This is a genomic window from Paenibacillus sp. A3, assembly GCF_001399685.1.
GTDB lineage: Bacteria > Bacillota > Bacilli > Paenibacillales > NBRC-103111 > Paenibacillus_G.
In genome coordinates, this window is the sequence record NZ_JTHN01000257.1 from 1 (window position 1) to 17125 (window position 17125).

A 17125-nucleotide genomic window follows, 5' to 3' on the forward strand; every position below is an offset into this window, starting at 1 on the left:
GGCGTGCATGACGCCCGGTCGGCGCGGCCCGGCTGCTCGCGGAGCGGCGGGAGCGGTTAAACGGCTGCGTGCGGTTCCTGTTCCAGGCGGCGGAGGAGATCAACGCAGGGGCTAAAGCGATGATCGCGGACGGTGCGCTGGACGGCGTCTCGGAAATTTACGGGCTGCACAATTTGCCGACGCTTGCGGCGGGCAGGATAGCGACTCGTGCCGGTCCGCTTATGGGCTCCGTCGACCGTATCGAGATCGACATCGAGGGGAAAGGAGGGCATGGGGCCATCCCCGATCAGTGCATCGATCCGATCGTGGCGGCTTCGGCCGTCGTTCTATCGCTGCAAACCGCCATAAGCCGCGAGCTTTCGCCGTTTGCCCCCGCCGTCGTAACCGTCGGCAGCCTGCAGGCCGGGGAAGCGAACAACGTCATTCCGCACCGTGCTTGTCTGACCGGGACGGTACGGACGTTTGCGCCGGAAGTGCAAAGCGCCATGCCGGAGCGGCTGGAACGGCTCGTGACGCGGATCGCCGAAGGCTACCGGTGCCGGGCCGAGCTCCGTTACATTCCGCAGACCCCGGTGCTTGTCAGCCACGACGATTGCCTGGCCTACGCCGAGAGAGCGATCGACAGGCTTCTGGGGCGCGAGCGGCGCGTACAGGCGGAGCCGACGATGGCAGGCGAGGACTTTTCCGTCTATTTGCAGCGGGTGCCGGGCTGCTTTTTTTGGCTCGGCTCAGGTCCCGAGACGGGAGCGGAGCAAGCTTTCGGGCTGCACCATCCCCGGTTTACGCTTAACGAAGCGTGTCTCCCGGTCGGAGCGGCGGCGCTCGCCGCCATTGCTTTGGAGCGTCTGACTGCGGGGCGGGCATAAATGAAGTGTCATTTGAAAACGTCACCTTTTTGCAATTGGCAGATTCCTCCTGTCAGGTATAATGGAGATAGATTGAACACAAGCATGGGTAAGGCGGTGTTGTCATGTTCGGGACTTATCGTACGTCCACCGTAGAAAAAGGGATTCCGATCGCGCTGATCGGACCGGAGCCGATGATTCCCGTCATGCTGCAAGCGATGAAATCGTTTCCGTCCTTCGTCCCCGTCACCGGGGCGTACGCGAATCTGGAAGAAGCGGTTCAACGGACCCGGGACCTTATGGACCGCGTCGAAGTGATCTTGTATTCGGGACCGCTTCCATACCAGGTATGCCACGACCGCTTCCAACTGCGCGTGCCCGCTCATTTCGTTCCGCTGAACGGCTCGGGGCTGTACCGCTCGTTGTTTCGGGCGGAGCGGATGGGACGGCTCGGCGCTATGTCTGTCGATACGCTGACCCGCCAGCCGTTCGTGAAAACGTTCCGCGAGCTGGGCCAGTCGCTGCCTGAACTGACGTTCTATCCAGGCGGCGATCCTGCGGATACCGAAGCGATAGTTCGTTTTCATACGGAGCAATACGCCCAAGGAAACACAGTGATTGCTTTGACCGCGCTCCGTTCCGTATCGGTGAAGCTGAGCGAGCTCGGCGTTCCGAATGAATGGGTGCTGCCGACCGAACAGGATATCATTGTCGCGCTTGAACGGGCGCTGTTGTCGACCGAATCCCGCCGCAGCAAGGAATCGCAAATTGTGGTGGGCTTGATCGAAGTGTACGGGTTCCGCAAAGCGGCCGATCTCCGGAAGTCGGAGCATGACGTGCAGCGGCTGAAGCTGGACATTCACCGGATGATGCTCGAGTATGCCGAAACGCTCGAAGGGCACTTGACCCCGCTCGGCGGCGACGAATATTTGTTCGTTACGACCCGGGGGACGTTCGAGCGCCATACGGGCGGATATAAATATATCCCGCTGGCCAAAATGGCGCAGGACACCTTCACCCTTTCGCTGAGCATCGGCATCGGCTTCGGCCGGTCCGCCCACGAAGCGGGCTCGCATGCCCGGATGGCGCTGCGGCGGGCCAAAGACGCGGGCGGCAGCATCAGCTTCATCGTCCGCGAGGACGAGAGCGTCATCGGTCCGCTGGAAATGGCCGTACCGCTCGGCGCCGACCTGTCGCTGCTGGACGCCGCCTTGATCCGGAAGGCGGAGGAAGCGGGCTTGACCCAGACGTATTTGGGCCGGGTGGTCGCCCAGCTCACCCGTACGGGCAAAACGGACTACAACGTTCACGAGCTGGCGTCGGTTCTCGGCGTGACCGTTCGCAGCACCCATCGGCTGCTGACGCAGTGGATGGACGCGGGACTCGTCGAGGTGACCGGAGAGGAACGCGGCAGAGCAAGGGGGAGGCCGAAGCAGATTTACCGGTTTTCCTTCCTGGACGATCTTCTGCGCCGTTAAAAAGCATGCTTGTCGTTTATATCGGACTTAACTGAGGAGGATGTACGCATGAAATTGGGATTGAGCACCTACAGTTTATACCGGGCTATCGATAAGAAGGAGTTAACCGTAACGGAAGCCATCCGCTGGATTGCCGACAATGGTGGCGAGCATGTGGAGATTGTGCCGATCGGGTACGACCTGACCGACAATCCAGGGCTGATTGAAGATATCCTCAAGACCGCAGACCAAGCGGGACTTGACATTTCCGGCTACGCGGTCGGCGCGAATTTCGTGCAGGCCACCCCGGAAGCGTACGAGCTGGAGATCGAGAAGACGATGCGCCAAGTCGACATCGCCCGCGACCTTGGAGTAAAGCGGATGCGTCATGATGTCGCGTCGCGCCCGATCCCCGAAACGACGATCCGCCAGTTCGAAGCGGACTTGCCCCGGCTCGTCGAAGCGTGCCGCCGTATCGCCGACTACGCAGCGCAGTTCGATATCGTCACAAGCGTGGAAAACCACGGCTTCTACCTGCAAGCGAGCGACCGGGTGCTCCGGCTCGTGCACGAGGTGGATCGCGCCAACTTCAAGACGACACTGGATATCGGCAATTTCCTGTGTGTGGACGAGGATCCGGTCAGCGCCGTTTCGAATAACATTCCGTTTGCGTCCATGGTGCATTTGAAAGACTTTTACCGCCGTCCGTCTTACCGCAATCCGGGGGAAGGCTGGTTCAAGTCGACCCACGGCAACTTCCTGCGGGGCGCCATCGTTGGACAAGGCGACATCGATATGCCGGAGGTCATCCGGGTGCTGAAGGCTTCGGGATACGACGGGTATTTGTCCGTCGAATTCGAAGGTATGGAAGATCCGAGAACCGGTTCGCGAATTGCCATGGATAACGTCCGCCGGTTGTGGCAGGAAGCCGTAGTGTAAATCGAAAACAACAGGAGAAGCAGGAGGAACAGGGGAACGATGAGCAAAATCAAAATCGGAATTATCGGAGCTGGCTCCATTTCGGAGCAGCATTTCAAAGCCTACAGCCATCATCCGGAAGTGGAAATTTATGCCGTATGCGATTTGAACGAAGAACGGGCACAAGCGAAGGCTGAAGCATACGGCGCATCCAAAGTGTTCACCGATTACCGGGATCTGCTGGCGCTGCCGGACATTCACGGCGTCAGCATCTGCACTTGGAACAACTCCCATGCTGAAATCAGCATCGCGGCGCTCGAAGCGGGCAAGCATGTGCTCGTGGAGAAGCCGCTGTGCCAGACGGTGGCCGAAGCCTTAAAGGTCGAAGAAACGGTGCGGCGGACGGGCAAGCTGTTGCAGGTCGGCTTTGTACGCCGGTACGGCAGCAATACGGAAATTTTGAAAAAATTTATCGATGCGGGCGATCTGGGCGAGATTTATTACGCCAAAGCCTCTTGTCTTCGTCGTCTCGGCAACCCGGGCGGCTGGTTTTCGGATATCAAGCGCTCCGGGGGCGGCCCGGTCATCGACCTTGGCGTACATATTATCGATATTTGCTGGTACCTGATGGGCAAGCCGAAGGTCAAGTCGGTCTCGGCCAATACGTACAATCGCCTCGGCAACCGCTCGAACGTGGAGCACTTGGAATTCTATAAAGCAGCGGATTACAACGCGGAGCTCAACACCGTTGAGGACATGGCCAATGCGCTCATCCGCTTCGAGAACGGGGCGAGCCTCATGGTCGATGTCAGCTTCACGCTGCATGCGAAGAAGGATGAGCTGTACGTCAAGCTGTACGGAGACAAGGGCGGAGCTGAGCTGGAGCCGGAGCTTGCGATTATCGCTGAGAAGTATGATACGATTCTGAACGTCGCGCCGCAGGTAGACCATCCTTCGTTTGATTTTATCGCCGGGTTCCAGCAGGAGATTAACTATTTTATCGACAGCTCGCTCGGACGGGCGGAAACGCGGAGCCCGGTGGAAGACGGCGTCGAAGTGATGAAAATATTGTGCGCCATTTACGAATCGGCCGCCCAAGGGCGGGAAATCGAGCTGTAGGAAGGAGCGATGCTCATGGCGTTGACGAACAAGATCGGAGTCATTTCGGACAGCTTCAAGCTGCCGCTGCGTGAGAGCTTGCAAAAGTCCAAGGAGCTCGGCGCCGACGGCGTGCAAATTTGGGCTACCAAAGGGGAAATGGACCCGGCGAATCTAAACGCGGCCGCTCGGAAAGACCTCAAGGCTTATCTCAATTCGATCGGGCTGGAAATTTCCGCTTTGTGCGGCGATTTGGGCGGACACGGCTTCCAAGACAGAGAGGCGAACCCGGCCAAAATCGAAAAATCGAAGCGGATTCTCGATCTGGCGCTCGATCTGGGTACGAATATCGTGACTACGCATATCGGTCTCGTGCCGGACGACCCGGCCGATCCGATCTATGCCGAGATGCAGGACGCTTGCGGTCAACTGGCCCGTTATGCCTCGTCTGTCGGTGGTTATTTTGCCATCGAGACAGGTCCCGAGACCGCCGCCCATCTGAAAAGCTTCTTGGACAGCCTCGGCTCCAAAGGAATGGCGGTCAACTTCGATCCGGCCAATATGGTCATGGTGACCGGCGACGACCCGGCTAAAGGCGTTCACACGCTGAAGGACTATATCGTTCATACGCACGTGAAGGACGGCCTCCGGCTGCGCGAAGCGGACCCTCGCGCCATCTACGGCTCCCTTGGGTACAAGCCGATGGATCATGAGGAGATTGCGCGGATGGTGAGCGCGGGCGAGTTTTTCCGGGAGCTGCCTCCCGGCGAGGGGGCCGTCGATTTCGACGCGTACTTCCAAGCGCTGCAAGACATCGGGTATACGGGCTATTTAACAATTGAACGTGAAGTCGGCGATCAGCCGGAGGAAGATATCCGCAAAGCGATTCAATTCATCGAAGCTTACCGGAAGCGGGGCTAGCGTATGGATGCGGCGCTGCGCATAGGCATCATCGGACTCGATACGTCGCACGTAACGGCGTTTACGAAGCTGCTGAACAACCCGTCGGATGTCAACCATGTGCCGGGAGGACGGGTGATCGCCGCTTATCCTGCCGGCTCCGCCGACTTCCCGCTCAGCATTGACCGGGTCGGCGGCTTTACGCAAGAGCTGCGGAAGCAATACGGCGTGTCCATCATGGAAACGCCGGAAGCCGTAGCGGAATCGGTCGATGCGCTGCTGCTCGAATCGGCCGACGGACGGGTGCACTTGGAGCAGTTCCGCGCCATCGCGCCTTATGGCAAGCCGGTATTTATCGACAAGCCGCTCGCACTGAGCTCGCGGGAGGCGTATGAAATCGCCGAGCTTGCGCAGCAATACGATATTCCGGTCATGAGCGCTTCGGCGCTGCGGTACTCCGAAGGGCTCGTCTGCACTCTGGCGGAAGCTGTCGGAGCCATTACGGGAGCCGATGCCTTCGGACCGATGCATCTCGAACCGACGCAGCCGGGATACTACTGGTATGGAATTCATACGGCCGAACTGCTGTACCGCGCCATGGGCGCAGGATGCCGGGAAGTGGCCGTGGCGGCTAATGACGATTTCGACGTCATTACCGGTGTCTGGCAGGACGACCGGATCGGTACGGTGCGGGGCAGCCGGCGGCCCGGTCAAAGCTTCGGCGCAACACTGCACACCGGCGGAGGACCGCGCCTGGTCGATGTGTCCAAGGACGGCAGACCGTTTTATGCCAGCTTGCTGGCCGAGGTCATGAAGATGTTCAGGACGGGAGAACCGGGCATTCCGCTGACGGAGACGCTGGAAATTATCCGCTTCCTCGAAGCGGCCAACGAAAGCCGGGCGACAGGGCAGCGGGTCAAGCTATAGCCGCAGGCGGAGTGGGGGGCCGCGTTATTCCCCCAAACCAGATTTTTCTTGCAGCATTTTTGAAACCGGGATCGCATCCTTGCGTATAAGTATCGTAACGTTAGCTATCCTTGGAAAATCAAATAGGAAATACCCGGAGGAGCCTGTCACCTTAGCTTTGCTATGTTTATTTAGCAGCTATGGTTGATGGGCTTCTTTTTGTATGTTTTTGCCTGAATATCCACAGGATAAGCACGATAACAAACAGAAAGGTCGGTCGGTCATTATGCTTATTTTTCAACTGGCTATCATCTTGCTTGCTTCCAAAATTGCGGGAGACCTTAGCGTTAAACTAGGACAGCCTTCCGTGCTCGGGAAGCTGCTGATCGGGATCGTCTTGGGACCGACGGTGCTCGGACTGGTCACGAATACCGACATTTTAACGGAAATCAGTCAAATCGGCGTGATTCTGCTGATGTTCATTGCCGGACTGGAAACCGATGTCGAGGAATTCAAACATACGGGGAAGCCTTCCGCTTTTGTGGGGGTTGCGGGGATTATCGTACCGTTGGTCGCAGGGTTTTTGGCCGGGCAAGTCATGGGGCTTCCGACGATCCAGGCCATCTTCCTCGGATTGTTGCTGTCGGCCACCAGCGTCAGTATTTCGGTGCAGGCGCTGAAGGAAATGGGAAAGCTGAAGTCCCGGGCGGGGGCGACGATTCTGGGGGCCGCGGTCATCGATGACGTACTCGTTATCATTGCGCTGGCGTTTGTGATGAGCTTTGCAGGGGGAGACGTGAATCTGGGTGTCGTTGTCCTGAAAAAAGTAATCTTCTTCGCCGGGGCGATTCTGATCGCTTGGAAGGTCGTTCCTTGGGTGCTGAAAAAGTTCGCGCCTCTTCGTGTGACCGAAGCGGTCATATCGGCCGCTCTCATCATCTGCTTTGCTTATGCCTACTTGGCCGAATATGCAGGGGTTGCCGCGATCATCGGAGCTTATATCGCCGGTGTGGCGATCAGCGTAACGAAATACAAGCACGAGGTGTTCGAGAAGGTCGAAACCATCGGCTATTCGATTTTCGTTCCGGTGTTCTTTACTTCCATCGGCGTGACGGCGGAGTTCGCGGGAATTGCCGGCAATCTCGGCTTGATCGTCGTTTTGAGTATTCTTGCCATCCTCACCAAGCTGGTCGGCTCGGCGCTGGGCGCAAAATTGGCCGGCTTTGCCTGGAGACCTTCTTTAGGGATCGGGGCAGCCATGGTATCCCGGGGCGAAGTCGCGCTGATCATCGCCGCCATGGGGCTGGACGCCGGTTTGCTGAGCAAAGAGATGTTCGCCGTCCTCATTGTCGTCGTCTTGGTGACGACCCTTGTGACGCCTCCGATGATGAAATGGTTTTTCAAGGAGTCCAAGGCGACAGTCTCAGTCCGTGGAAAATGAGAAGATTGGAAAAAGAGTCCCAGCCATTCATTGGTCTGGGACTCTTTGCATCTAATCTTGCATTACTTCCACTGCGGGCCGGAGTAGCCGTTCGCCTTGAGGCCTTCGTTCACTTCCTTAATGATCTGGGCGCCGCCTTTGTCGGACCACTCCTTGACCATCTTATCCCAATCGGACAGCAGCTTTTCGCCGAAAATCATTTTCGTTTGTTCCGTGTACAGGAACTTGGACAACTCGCTCTCCTTTGAGGCCTTCGTCTCGGAGACCACCGAGTTGACCGGATTGACGAGATGCTTCGTCTCGCTGTGCATTTTCTCCAGGCTGGCCGCCAGATCGCGCAATAGCGGGACGGTGTATTCCGTCGAATAGCCGTTGGACGTGTCATTAGGGGCCCACATCGTTTTGTCTGGCAAATAGTTGATCGGCGCAAGACCTTTTTCCTCGACCTCGCGTCGCACGCTGCCGTTCTCGATTTTGTAGCCTTGGCCTTCTTTGCCGTTCAGCCAGTCAAAATCGATATTGCCCGCGTTGCGCTGCTCCAGCGGCACAAACTTCCGGCCGTAGTTGAGCATCTCCATAATTTTATTCACCTTGTCCGGCTCCTTCGCCAGCTTTGCATTCAGCATGACGATACCGTAGTAGCCGGGGGAGGAGACGAATCCTTGCGAGCCGTCCGGCGCTTGGAATGGGGGAATCGGCACGATTTTGGCGTTCGGGTTCGTGTCGACCAACCCTTGCATATAGGCCGGGGTCATGGCACGCGGCGTACCGATGAAGATGCCTGCCTTGCCGGAGTAGAACTCCTTGTTCGTCTGCGTCCAGTTGAGCAGGGCGAAGTCCTTCGTAATCGCGCCTTCCTTGTACAGGTCGGCCAGCCAGCCGATGTGCTGCTTCCGCGCTTCGGAGATAATGCCGGGGATCACTTGTCCGTCGGCGTTTTTATGGTACCAGGCTTCGAAATCCCAATAAGCGCCCATTCCGAAGCTTGGGTTAATGTTCGCGGACATGGCGAGCCCGTACGTATCGTTCTTGCCATTGCCGTCGGGGTCGTTTTGGGTGAAGGCGATCGCCACTTTTTTCAGCTCGTCGTAGTTTTTCGGAACCTCCAGCCCCAGCTTGTCCAGCCAGTCTTTGCGGATGATCGGGGTCAGCTGGTAGTTATCGGTTAAGTATTTTTGGACCGCGTATATTTTGCCGTTCACCGTTACCGCTTTTCGGACTTTATCAGGAATCTGCTTCATCGTCGGGTATTTGTCAAGCAGATCGTTCACCGGCAAAAAGGCCCCTTGCTTCGCCCATTTATAGAAGTTGGAGTCGGGTCCTTCCATGACTACGATGTCGGGAATTTCCCCCGAAGCCACGACGGCGCTCAGCTTCTGGTCGTAATCGGAGCGGACCACGAATTGCGGCTTGAAATCGACGTTGAATTTCTCGTTGATCATTTCCAGGCCCTTGCCTCCGGTCGGAGGAAACACCCCGTAACGGTAGTCGATCATCGTGATCGTCTGTTTTTTCTGGCTATCCGTTACGGCTCCGGTGCCTCCGGCGTTCGGTTGATCGGTCTTTGCGTCGCCGCCGCCGCTGCAGGCGGACGTTAAGGTTATGGCTCCGACGAGCGCTGCGGCGGTCCATGTTTTGCCTCTGTAAATCATTTACAAGCCCCTCCCCATGTTTGGATCATACTCTGAATTTTATGTTTATACAAGTTCGTGCGTCTGACAAGATGTCCCAAGTCAGCCTTTAACGGACCCTAGCATCACCCCCTTGGCAAAATGCTTTTGCAGGAACGGGTACACGACAAGAATCGGAACGGTCGCGACGATGATCGCTGCCATTTGGATCGTATCCGCCGGCGGAGCGTGTTCGAGCAAAATTTGACCGCTGCCAAGCGCCGTCTGCGCTTCTCCAACGACGACCATTTGCCGCAGAATGACTTGAATCGGCCATTTTTCCGGTTCGTTCAAGTACAGGATGCCGGTGAAGTAATTGTTCCAGTGCAGCACCGCATAGAACAGGGCGAAAGCGGCCAGTGACGGTTTGGATAGAGGCAGCATGATGTTCCAGAACACCTTCAGGTCGTTGGCGCCGTCGATGACCGCCGCTTCGTGCAGCTCGTTCGGGATGCCGACGAAAAACTGCCGCATGACGATCAGGTTGAACGGATTGATGGCGATCGGCAGGATGAGCGCCCAGATCGAGTTCAAGAGATGCGTTTCCTTCACGATCAAGTAGGTCGGAATCATGCCCGCGCTGAACAGCAGCGTGAAGAGGACAAGCACCAGCATGATCCGTTGGCCGATGACCGGGCGGGCCAGCGTGTATGCGAAGGTAGAAGTAAATGCCAGATTGACCACCGTGCCAATCACAGTCACAAGCACGGTCACGCCGACCGAACGGACGAACGATTCCGAAGCGAAAATATATTCGTAGGCGCTGAGCACCCATTCCTTCGGAAACCAGATGATGTCATGCTGCAAAAATTCCTTGTAGGAGGCGAAAGAGACGGCCAGCACATACCAGAACGGGGCCAGCATCATCAAGGCGATGAGGCCGAGCAGCAAAACGTTGGCGATATCGATCAACCGGTCTCCCGGGGTTCGATGATGCAAGCGGATCATCCTTTCTTAGGCGGACGCAGCCTAGAATACGCCGTCGTCGCCAAGTTTTTTGGCTATGTAGTTGGCCGACAGTACGAGCACGAGCCCAACGGCTCCTTTGAACAAGCCAACCGCTGTTGCGAAGCTGTAGTCCGACTGTCCGATCCCTTTGAAGAACACGTACGTATCGAGGATGTTGCCGATTTCCATGTTGAACGGATTGAGCAGAAGGAAGATTTGTTCGTATCCGGCATCCATGACATGTCCAAGCCGCAGGATGAGCAGAATGACGATCGTATTGCGGATGGCCGGAAGCGTAATGTGCCACATTTGGCGGAACCGTCCGGCGCCGTCCATCGTCGCCGCTTCATAGAGCTGCGGATTTACGCCGGCTAGCGCCGCAAGGAACAAAATCGTTCCCCAGCCCGCTTCCTTCCAGATCACCTGAAGGATGACGATCGGCTTAAAATAGCTCGGATCGGTCAAGAACGGAACCGGCTGCGCAAGGCCGAACCCTTGCTTGAGGAAATCGTTGACGACGCCGTTCCCTTTCAAAAAAATCGTGCAGATTCCGATGACGACGACCCACGATAGGAAGTGGGGGAGGTAAATGACCGACTGGACGATGCGCTTGTAGATTTGGTTGCGCAGCTCGTTCAGCATCAGGGCCAGCACGATCGGAACCGGGAAGGCGAATACGATTTGCAGAAACGAGATCGACAAGGTGTTCCACAACACCTGTACGATTTCCGGATCTTCGAAAATCCGGGCAAAATGCTTCAAGCCTACCCGCTCGCTGCCCGCAATCCCTTGAAACGGGCTGTAATCGATGAAGGCCATATACAGCCCCGCCATGGGGACGTAGCGATAAATCAGGAAATAGGCGATGCCGGGCAAGCCGAGCAGCAGCAGGTACCGGTCCTTCCATAGCCGGGCCCGCAAACGTCCGAGACGGCTCGTGGAAGCGGTCTTACGGATAGCGGGTGAGGAGTGGGGATGGGGGGGCAAGGTGCTCAAGCACATTCCTCCTTGGGCCGCAACGAACCGGAGGCGTTTACATTCCGACGGTTGCGAATCGTTGTTGTTGATCCGATTATCCGGGAATGGGCCGACTCACGGCAATTCTCCATTTTTCATGGGTATAACAAAAAAGGATAAAGATCCGCAAAAAAAGGAAAAAGCCGCAAAAGCGCGTCATGACGGGACTTATCGTTATGGGGGAACGGCGAGGACAAGAAAAAACACCGGTTCGGAAGGGCCCGAAGCATCGGCGTTTGAAGAAAAACAGCGGGGGCGGAAGAGTTTCAATCCTTCAAACGCCCCGAAACCGCTTGCGGTATTCGCCCGGCGGAAGCTGCTCGTGCTGCTTGAACACGCGGGTAAAATTTTGAACGGAGGTGTAGCTGAGTCTCTCCGCAATATCTTTGATTGGCATTTCGGTATGCGCTAGCCATTCTTTAGCCTTGTCCATCCGGAACCGGATGAGGTAATCGATAAAGTTCATCCCCGTCTCTTCCTTGAACATGCGGCTGAGCTGGGAAGGAGAGATATGGAGCCGGTCGGCCAATTGCTGAAGCGACAAATCCGTATCGAAGTGGCTGTGGATATACCGGATGACATCGGCGGCCATGCGCTGCTGTTTGCCGGTATGCGCCAGCTCCAGCCGTTCGGCGATCGAGGGAAATACTGTGCCTGCCAGCCATTCCGCCACTTCGTTCATCGTCGTCATTTCGTACAGCCGCTTGTAAGGATCTACTCCGAACACCTCGTGTGGGGCCAGCTCCAGTTCCTGCATGTAGAGAACCAGCTCGCCGATCAGATGGGCGAACAAGCCGAGCGCCGCATTGAAATGCCGGACGAATTGCGGCATGTCCCGTACCCATTCGTGCAGCAGCTCCGCGCCTTCGTCCGCTTTTCCCTGCATGACGGCGGTAACGACCAGCTTCTCCCGTTTGATAATATCGCTTGCAAGCTGGTTTTCAGCCGGAACGACCTCCTGCGGCGTCAGCAGCTTGCCCGGCCCGTACAGCAGCCTATAGCCGAGCAAGTCCCGCGCCTCCCGGTAGGCATCGTTGATGTCGCGATGCGTCAGGACGGGGTTAGAGCAGGCGATCGTTACGGTAAATTGAAAATATTTGGCGGAAGTGTCGAGCAGCTTCTGCGCCGTAAACAGCAGGTTTTCCAGTGCGGCGTCGCCTTTTTCGAGTCCGACGATCAGCGCCATTTGGCCTGGCATGGTAATGCCGGATGCGCAGGAAAACCGCTCTTCGAACACTTCCTCCGTCATTTTTCGCAAGGCGAACATCATGAGGGACCGGTCTTTGTCCTGATACAGCTGCTGAAAGCGGGCGTAGTCGTCAATATCGAGCAAGCACACCGCATACCGGCTGCCCCGCAGCTGGAAGCCGAACGTCTGCCGGACCCGTTCCGCCTCGTTGCCGTTCATTTCACCGCGCAGCAGCTGATGCACGATCGTTTCTTTTAGATATGGCGATTGCTCGTTCAACTGCCGGCGCAGCTGCTCGTTCGTTTGGAGCATCCCGGTCACGTAGGCATCGAGCGCGTGCCACTCGTTGCCGGTCCCGGCGTGGGAATTCTCGCGAGACGGGGGCAGAAGCCGCTGCAGCAGATGCTGAACGGGACCATACATCCGGGTGGAGCCGAAGCGGGCGATCAGCACCCAAAAAGCGGCGAGCAGCAGCACGATCCCGAACGTCGTCACCTGAATCCGGTCTGCTTGCCGGGTCAGTTCCTTCTCGGGCGTCATGGCCACGTGCGTCCACCGCGTATAATCCGACTGCCGGACGGTGAGCTGGTACGTTTCTCCGCCGATGTCCGTCTCCGCGGGCTCGCCGGAGTAGTACCGGGGCAGCCCGCCGGCGAACAGGGCAGGCCGGGTGCCGATTTCCCCGGGCGTCCTGCTGATCAGGACGACGCCTTTCTCGTCGAAAACGTAAAGCTTGCGGTTTCCTCCTAAGGGAACATGCTCGGCAAAATCGGCCAGCTTATCCTTTTGAATATGGAGCACCAGGATTCCGCTTCCCTGCGTGTCGGAGAAAATAGGTACCGGCCTTAAATAGAGCAGCTCGTCCTGTCCAGGATAGGTGTCGGGCGCTACGATCTCGGAGCGGAAATGAGGCGGAATCCGGTCGATAATATTGCGGTAAGCGAATTCATTAAACTCGATGAAGCCGTGCTTGCTGGAATAAACTTTGCCGAATTTCAAAAAGATGACGGAAACGTCATATTGAAACTCGGAAATGCTCCGCTGCTTTTGAATCGTATCGGCCAGCTCCTGCATTTCGTCCAAATATTTGCCGGAAGGCCCGAGCTGCACCGCTTGCTCCAAAGACCGGTGATTGGTGAGCTGAATGGAAGCTTTATCGAGCCCGGCCCAGAACGAATCGACCTGGCGCTGCATTTCTTGTAAAACGATTTGATGGTTTTGGTTGACCTCGTCTTGAATGGCCACGGCTGCCATGTGCGCAAGGACGGTACCGGTCAATATGACGGGAAGCAGGCTGATGACGAGGGAGTAAACGAACAGCTTCCTTTTAAAAGATGTATTGCGAAACCATGGGATCGGTCTCCACATGGACTTGCACCCCCGGCTGGCCTATAGTTGTTCTCTCTTGGTCTCTATTGTTACATTAAGAGTAGTCTGTCCGGATGCGGACTGTCAAGGAAGGTACGGGAATTTTTCTCCAAAAAACAAAAATATTAGAGGAGAAATCCTCCTTTTTATGATATAGTAATGGAGAAAGCAGTCAGAGGAGAGTGAGTCATGGATTCCATCGTTTCATCCTTGGTTGGAACCTTACGGGACTATTTTACGGATTTGCTTGAACAACAGGCGGACGGCAGCCTCGGCATCCGGGATGACGAGCTCGGCGCTTTGGCGAGCTGCTGCACGACGGGCCAGGTCGCGGCCTTCTTCGTTCTGGATTATCGTTTGCATGGAGGAGAGGGACTTGCCATCGCCTCGGGCTTAGCGGCGAACGTGCTCAAGCGGCAGCGGTCGGACGGGGCGTTCGGCCAGCCCTATTACGTTAAGCACGGCGACCCGGAAACGGTCGACATCGCCGAAATCGGTGCGGTGGCGAACAGCCTGTATCTGCTGCACCGTCATACCGGCTCCGAAGAAGCGAAAGAAAGCCTGATCCGGTCAGCCCATTATTTGCTTACGGAAGTCGCGGCGGAGAAGCCCGGGGCTGTCTATAAAAATCCGAACGCACGGCATCACGACGTGCTGAACGGGGATATGTACGCGGCGCATACGTTCGCCCGGGCGTACGAGTTGAACGGTGACGCCCGTCTGATGGAGCAGACCGTCCGCGTATTCCGCCACTTGATCGAGCGGTTCGGCAAGCACAAGCCCGATTGGTGGCCATACATCGAGCACTGGGACGGGAGTGTAGCGATGGGCAACAGCGTCAGCTATCAGGGGATTATCGTCGCCTTTGCAGCTACGGCGCTGCCTCTGCTCCCGCAGGAGCTGCAGCGGCAGTGGCAGGAGACGGCGGAAGCGGCGGTGCGCCGGATGCTGGCTGCCATGAAGGAAGGGCCGCATGACGGCAACGAAGCGCCGTGGTGGTGCAGGGATTGGAGCAATGTGTGGGAGATCGATTTGGCATTCACCCGTTACGCTCATCTCCCCGAAGCCCGCGATTATGCCGAAGGCCGTTTGAGGGAGCTGAACAGCCGGCTAACGAGGGAGGGCTGGTCGGTGTTCACACCGAAAGGCTTGCAATACGATCCGGAGCGGGCTCCGGTCAGCACGACGTTCCGGAAAGCGGCGACGTTCGCCGGTATTTTGGCCTCCATGAAGCTGGACGATTCTTGGGGCATCGGGAGGGAGAACCAATGACATCTATCGGAGTAAAGCGGCTACCGATGCCGCCTGGGTTGATCGTATCGTGCCAGGCGTTTCCGGGGGAGCCGCTGTACGGCGAAGGGATTATGGCCCGCATGGCAAAGGCGGCGGTTATTGGAGGAGCAGTGGCGATCCGCACGAATGGCGTAGATGATATCCGCAGCATCAAGGCTGCGGTACAACTACCCGTGATCGGGCTGCTTAAGCGGGATATTCCGGGCTCGGAGATTTATATTACCCCCGAGCTGGAAGACGTGGAGGCGATTCTTGCGGCCGGAGCCGATATTGTCGCGCTCGATGTGACGAATCGGGAAAGCCGGCTGGAGCGGGTCGTTCCGCTGCTCAAGTGGATTCGCGAAGCGGGAGCGATTGCGATGGCCGACGTGTCCACAGAGAAGGAGGGCCTTGCCGCAGAGCGGCTTGGCTTCGACATCGTGTCGACGACATTGTCCGGCTATACGCCATACAGCCCGCTGACGAAGAAGCCGGACCTGGAGCTGGTCCGGCGCTTGTCCGCCCGGCTGACCGTTCCGCTTGCCGCGGAAGGGCGTATCTTCAGCGCGGAAGAAGCGGAAGCGGCGATCGAAGCGGGAGCGACGTTCGTGGTCGTTGGCGGAGCCATTACCCGTCCGCAGCTCATCACGCAGCACTTCGCCGAGGCGGTTAACAGCCGTTTGGATGGGAAGCCTGCCGTGGCCGGAAGTGGGGAAGCGCAAAGGAGGTCCGGGCTATGAACCGGCAGTACGGATGTGACATTGCCGTGATCGGCGGCGGGATCGGAGGCTGTGCCGCTGCGCTTGCCGCGGCGGAAGCCGGGATGCGGATCGTGCTGACGGAGGAGACGGATTGGATCGGCGGACAATTCACGAGTCAAGCCGTTCCTGCGGACGAGCACCGCTGGATCGAACAGTTCGGCTGCACCCGCAAGTACCGGGAGTTCCGCAACCGCATTCGCGGGTATTACAAAGCGAACTATCCGCTGACTGCGGAAGCGATGCGCAGCGACCGGTTCAATCCGGGCACCGCCAGCGTCAGCCGCCTATCCTGCGACCCGCGCGTCGCTCTGTCCGTGCTGCAAGATATGCTCGCTCCGCATATCCATGCGGGACGAATCACGCTGCTGCTCAACGTTCGCCCGATAGCGGCGGAAACGGACGGCGATACGGTCCGCTCCGTCACGCTGGAGCATACGCTGTCCGGCGACCGCGTCGTCGTCGAAGCGCGCTATGTGCTCGATGCGACAGAATGCGGCGATGTGCTGCCGCTGACCGGCACGGAATACGTGACGGGTGCCGAATCGCGCCGGGATACAGGGGAGCCGCATGCGCTCGAAGGGGAGCCGGAGCCGCTCGACATTCAATCGGTGACGTGGTGTTTCGCTCTCGACTACCGCGAGGGGGAGGACCATACGATCGAGAAGCCGGCGGCGTACGAGTTCTGGCGCAGCTATCAGGCTCCGTTTCAGCGGGACCGGATGTTTAGTTGGACGCCGCTGAAAACGAACGAGGCGGTGAAACGCTTTTCGCTGTTTCCCGAGCCCGGTGCTTTTTCGTTATGGGATTACCGGAGGATTGCCGACCGGTCGCAGTTTGCGCCCGGGACGTTCGACAGCGACTTGACCCTCATCAACTGGCCGCAGAACGATTACTGGCTCGGCAATGTTTATGAGGTGCCGGAGGAAGAGCGGCGGCGCCATTTGGAAGGGGCTAAGCAGCTGAACCTTAGCCTGCTGTACTGGCTGCAAACCGAAGCGCCCCGGCCCGACGGCGGGAACGGGTATCCCGGACTTCGGCTGCGCGGCGATGTGACGGGGACGGCGGACGGACTGGCTAAAGCGCCGTACATCCGCGAATCCCGCCGCATCCGGGCGGAATTTACGGTCAAAGAGCAGCATATCAGCCCTGAGGTTCGTGGAGCCAACGGCGGCGCGGAGCCGTTCCAAGACAGTGTCGGCATCGGCAGCTACCGGATCGATCTGCACCCGACGACAGGCGGCCGCGAAGGCTTCTATATCCCGAGCCTGCCGTTTCAAATTCCGCTCGGCAGCCTGATTCCCGTGCGGATGGACAATCTGCTGCCCGCCTGCAAAA

The 17125-nt window shown here is 57.8% G+C and carries 14 protein-coding genes; 10 read left to right on the forward strand and 4 right to left on the reverse strand.

Annotated elements, in window-relative coordinates:
- Nucleotides 1-32 precede the first annotated feature (32 nt).
- The 7 genes from QJ48_RS31570 to QJ48_RS31600 all read left to right on the forward strand — a co-directional run bounded on the left by QJ48_RS31570 (nucleotide 33) and on the right by QJ48_RS31600 (nucleotide 7565).
- A complete protein-coding gene (locus QJ48_RS31570) occupies nucleotides 33-866 on the forward strand; it encodes a M20 family metallopeptidase (protein WP_272948173.1) in 834 nt (277 codons plus the stop codon).
- A 104-nt stretch (nucleotides 867-970) separates the two neighbouring features.
- Entirely contained in the window at nucleotides 971-2323 is a 1353-nt protein-coding gene (locus QJ48_RS31575) for a hypothetical protein (RefSeq protein ID WP_054977302.1), read from the forward strand.
- A 48-nt stretch (nucleotides 2324-2371) separates the two neighbouring features.
- Entirely contained in the window at nucleotides 2372-3241 is an 870-nt protein-coding gene (locus tag QJ48_RS31580; RefSeq protein WP_054977303.1) for a sugar phosphate isomerase/epimerase, read from the forward strand.
- 39 nt (nucleotides 3242-3280) lie between these two features.
- Nucleotides 3281-4339, forward strand: coding sequence for a Gfo/Idh/MocA family protein (locus QJ48_RS31585; protein WP_054977304.1), 1059 nt, complete (start codon nucleotides 3281-3283; stop codon nucleotides 4337-4339).
- A 15-nt stretch (nucleotides 4340-4354) separates the two neighbouring features.
- Nucleotides 4355-5239, forward strand: coding sequence for a sugar phosphate isomerase/epimerase (locus QJ48_RS31590; RefSeq protein ID WP_237763126.1), 885 nt, complete (start codon nucleotides 4355-4357; stop codon nucleotides 5237-5239).
- Nucleotides 5240-5242: 3 nt separating this feature from the next.
- A complete protein-coding gene (locus tag QJ48_RS31595; protein WP_054977306.1) occupies nucleotides 5243-6145 on the forward strand; it encodes a Gfo/Idh/MocA family protein in 903 nt (300 codons plus the stop codon).
- A 265-nt stretch (nucleotides 6146-6410) separates the two neighbouring features.
- Nucleotides 6411-7565, forward strand: a complete 1155-nt coding sequence (locus QJ48_RS31600; protein ID WP_054977314.1) for a cation:proton antiporter — start codon at nucleotides 6411-6413, stop codon at nucleotides 7563-7565.
- A gap of 62 nt (nucleotides 7566-7627) precedes the next feature.
- Here the strand turns inward: QJ48_RS31600 and QJ48_RS31605 are convergent, their stop codons facing one another.
- The 4 genes from QJ48_RS31605 to QJ48_RS31620 all read right to left on the reverse strand — a co-directional run bounded on the left by QJ48_RS31605 (nucleotide 7628) and on the right by QJ48_RS31620 (nucleotide 13757).
- Nucleotides 7628-9217, reverse strand: a complete 1590-nt coding sequence (locus QJ48_RS31605; protein ID WP_054977307.1) for an extracellular solute-binding protein — start codon at nucleotides 9215-9217, stop codon at nucleotides 7628-7630.
- An 81-nt stretch (nucleotides 9218-9298) separates the two neighbouring features.
- Complete coding sequence (locus tag QJ48_RS31610) at nucleotides 9299-10174, reverse strand: carbohydrate ABC transporter permease (protein ID WP_082420759.1); 876 nt, start codon at nucleotides 10172-10174, stop codon at nucleotides 9299-9301.
- Between the two features lie 30 nt (nucleotides 10175-10204).
- Nucleotides 10205-11104, reverse strand: a complete 900-nt coding sequence (locus QJ48_RS31615; protein ID WP_082420760.1) for a sugar ABC transporter permease — start codon at nucleotides 11102-11104, stop codon at nucleotides 10205-10207.
- Nucleotides 11105-11474: 370 nt separating this feature from the next.
- Nucleotides 11475-13757 carry an AraC family transcriptional regulator gene (locus tag QJ48_RS31620; protein WP_054977310.1) on the reverse strand — a complete coding sequence of 761 codons (2283 nt, stop codon included), beginning with the start codon at nucleotides 13755-13757 and terminating at the stop codon, nucleotides 11475-11477.
- A gap of 189 nt (nucleotides 13758-13946) precedes the next feature.
- Between QJ48_RS31620 and QJ48_RS31625 the strand changes: the two genes are divergently transcribed.
- From QJ48_RS31625 to QJ48_RS31635, 3 genes are all read left to right on the forward strand, one after another.
- Nucleotides 13947-15029 (forward strand): hypothetical protein, encoded by a 1083-nt coding sequence (locus tag QJ48_RS31625; protein ID WP_054977311.1) that lies wholly within the window; start codon nucleotides 13947-13949, stop codon nucleotides 15027-15029.
- On the forward strand, nucleotides 15026-15769 hold the full coding sequence (locus tag QJ48_RS31630) for an N-acetylmannosamine-6-phosphate 2-epimerase (RefSeq protein WP_054977312.1): 744 nt from the start codon (nucleotides 15026-15028) through the stop codon (nucleotides 15767-15769). Before QJ48_RS31625 ends, QJ48_RS31630 begins: the two co-directional genes overlap by 4 nt.
- Nucleotides 15766-17125, forward strand: a 1360-nt coding sequence (locus tag QJ48_RS31635) for an FAD-dependent oxidoreductase (RefSeq protein ID WP_054977313.1), incomplete at its 3' end; no start/stop codon positions are given. The genes QJ48_RS31630 and QJ48_RS31635, both read left to right, overlap by 4 nt.

What these genes read in the sequence shown, in the direction of transcription:
- QJ48_RS31575 (WP_054977302.1), top strand. Translation starts at nt 971, where the DNA reads ATGTTCGGGACTTATCGTACGTCCACCGTAGAAAAAGGGATTCCGATC.
- QJ48_RS31580 (WP_054977303.1), top strand. Translation starts at nt 2,372, where the DNA reads ATGAAATTGGGATTGAGCACCTACAGTTTATACCGGGCTATCGATAAG.
- QJ48_RS31585 (WP_054977304.1), top strand. Translation starts at nt 3,281, where the DNA reads ATGAGCAAAATCAAAATCGGAATTATCGGAGCTGGCTCCATTTCGGAG.
- QJ48_RS31590 (WP_237763126.1), top strand. Translation starts at nt 4,355, where the DNA reads ATGGCGTTGACGAACAAGATCGGAGTCATTTCGGACAGCTTCAAGCTG.
- QJ48_RS31595 (WP_054977306.1), top strand. Translation starts at nt 5,243, where the DNA reads ATGGATGCGGCGCTGCGCATAGGCATCATCGGACTCGATACGTCGCAC.
- QJ48_RS31600 (WP_054977314.1), top strand. Translation starts at nt 6,411, where the DNA reads ATGCTTATTTTTCAACTGGCTATCATCTTGCTTGCTTCCAAAATTGCG.
- QJ48_RS31605 (WP_054977307.1), bottom strand. Translation starts at nt 9,217, where the DNA reads ATGATTTACAGAGGCAAAACATGGACCGCCGCAGCGCTCGTCGGAGCC.
- QJ48_RS31620 (WP_054977310.1), bottom strand. Translation starts at nt 13,757, where the DNA reads ATGTGGAGACCGATCCCATGGTTTCGCAATACATCTTTTAAAAGGAAG.
- QJ48_RS31625 (WP_054977311.1), top strand. Translation starts at nt 13,947, where the DNA reads ATGGATTCCATCGTTTCATCCTTGGTTGGAACCTTACGGGACTATTTT.
- QJ48_RS31630 (WP_054977312.1), top strand. Translation starts at nt 15,026, where the DNA reads ATGACATCTATCGGAGTAAAGCGGCTACCGATGCCGCCTGGGTTGATC.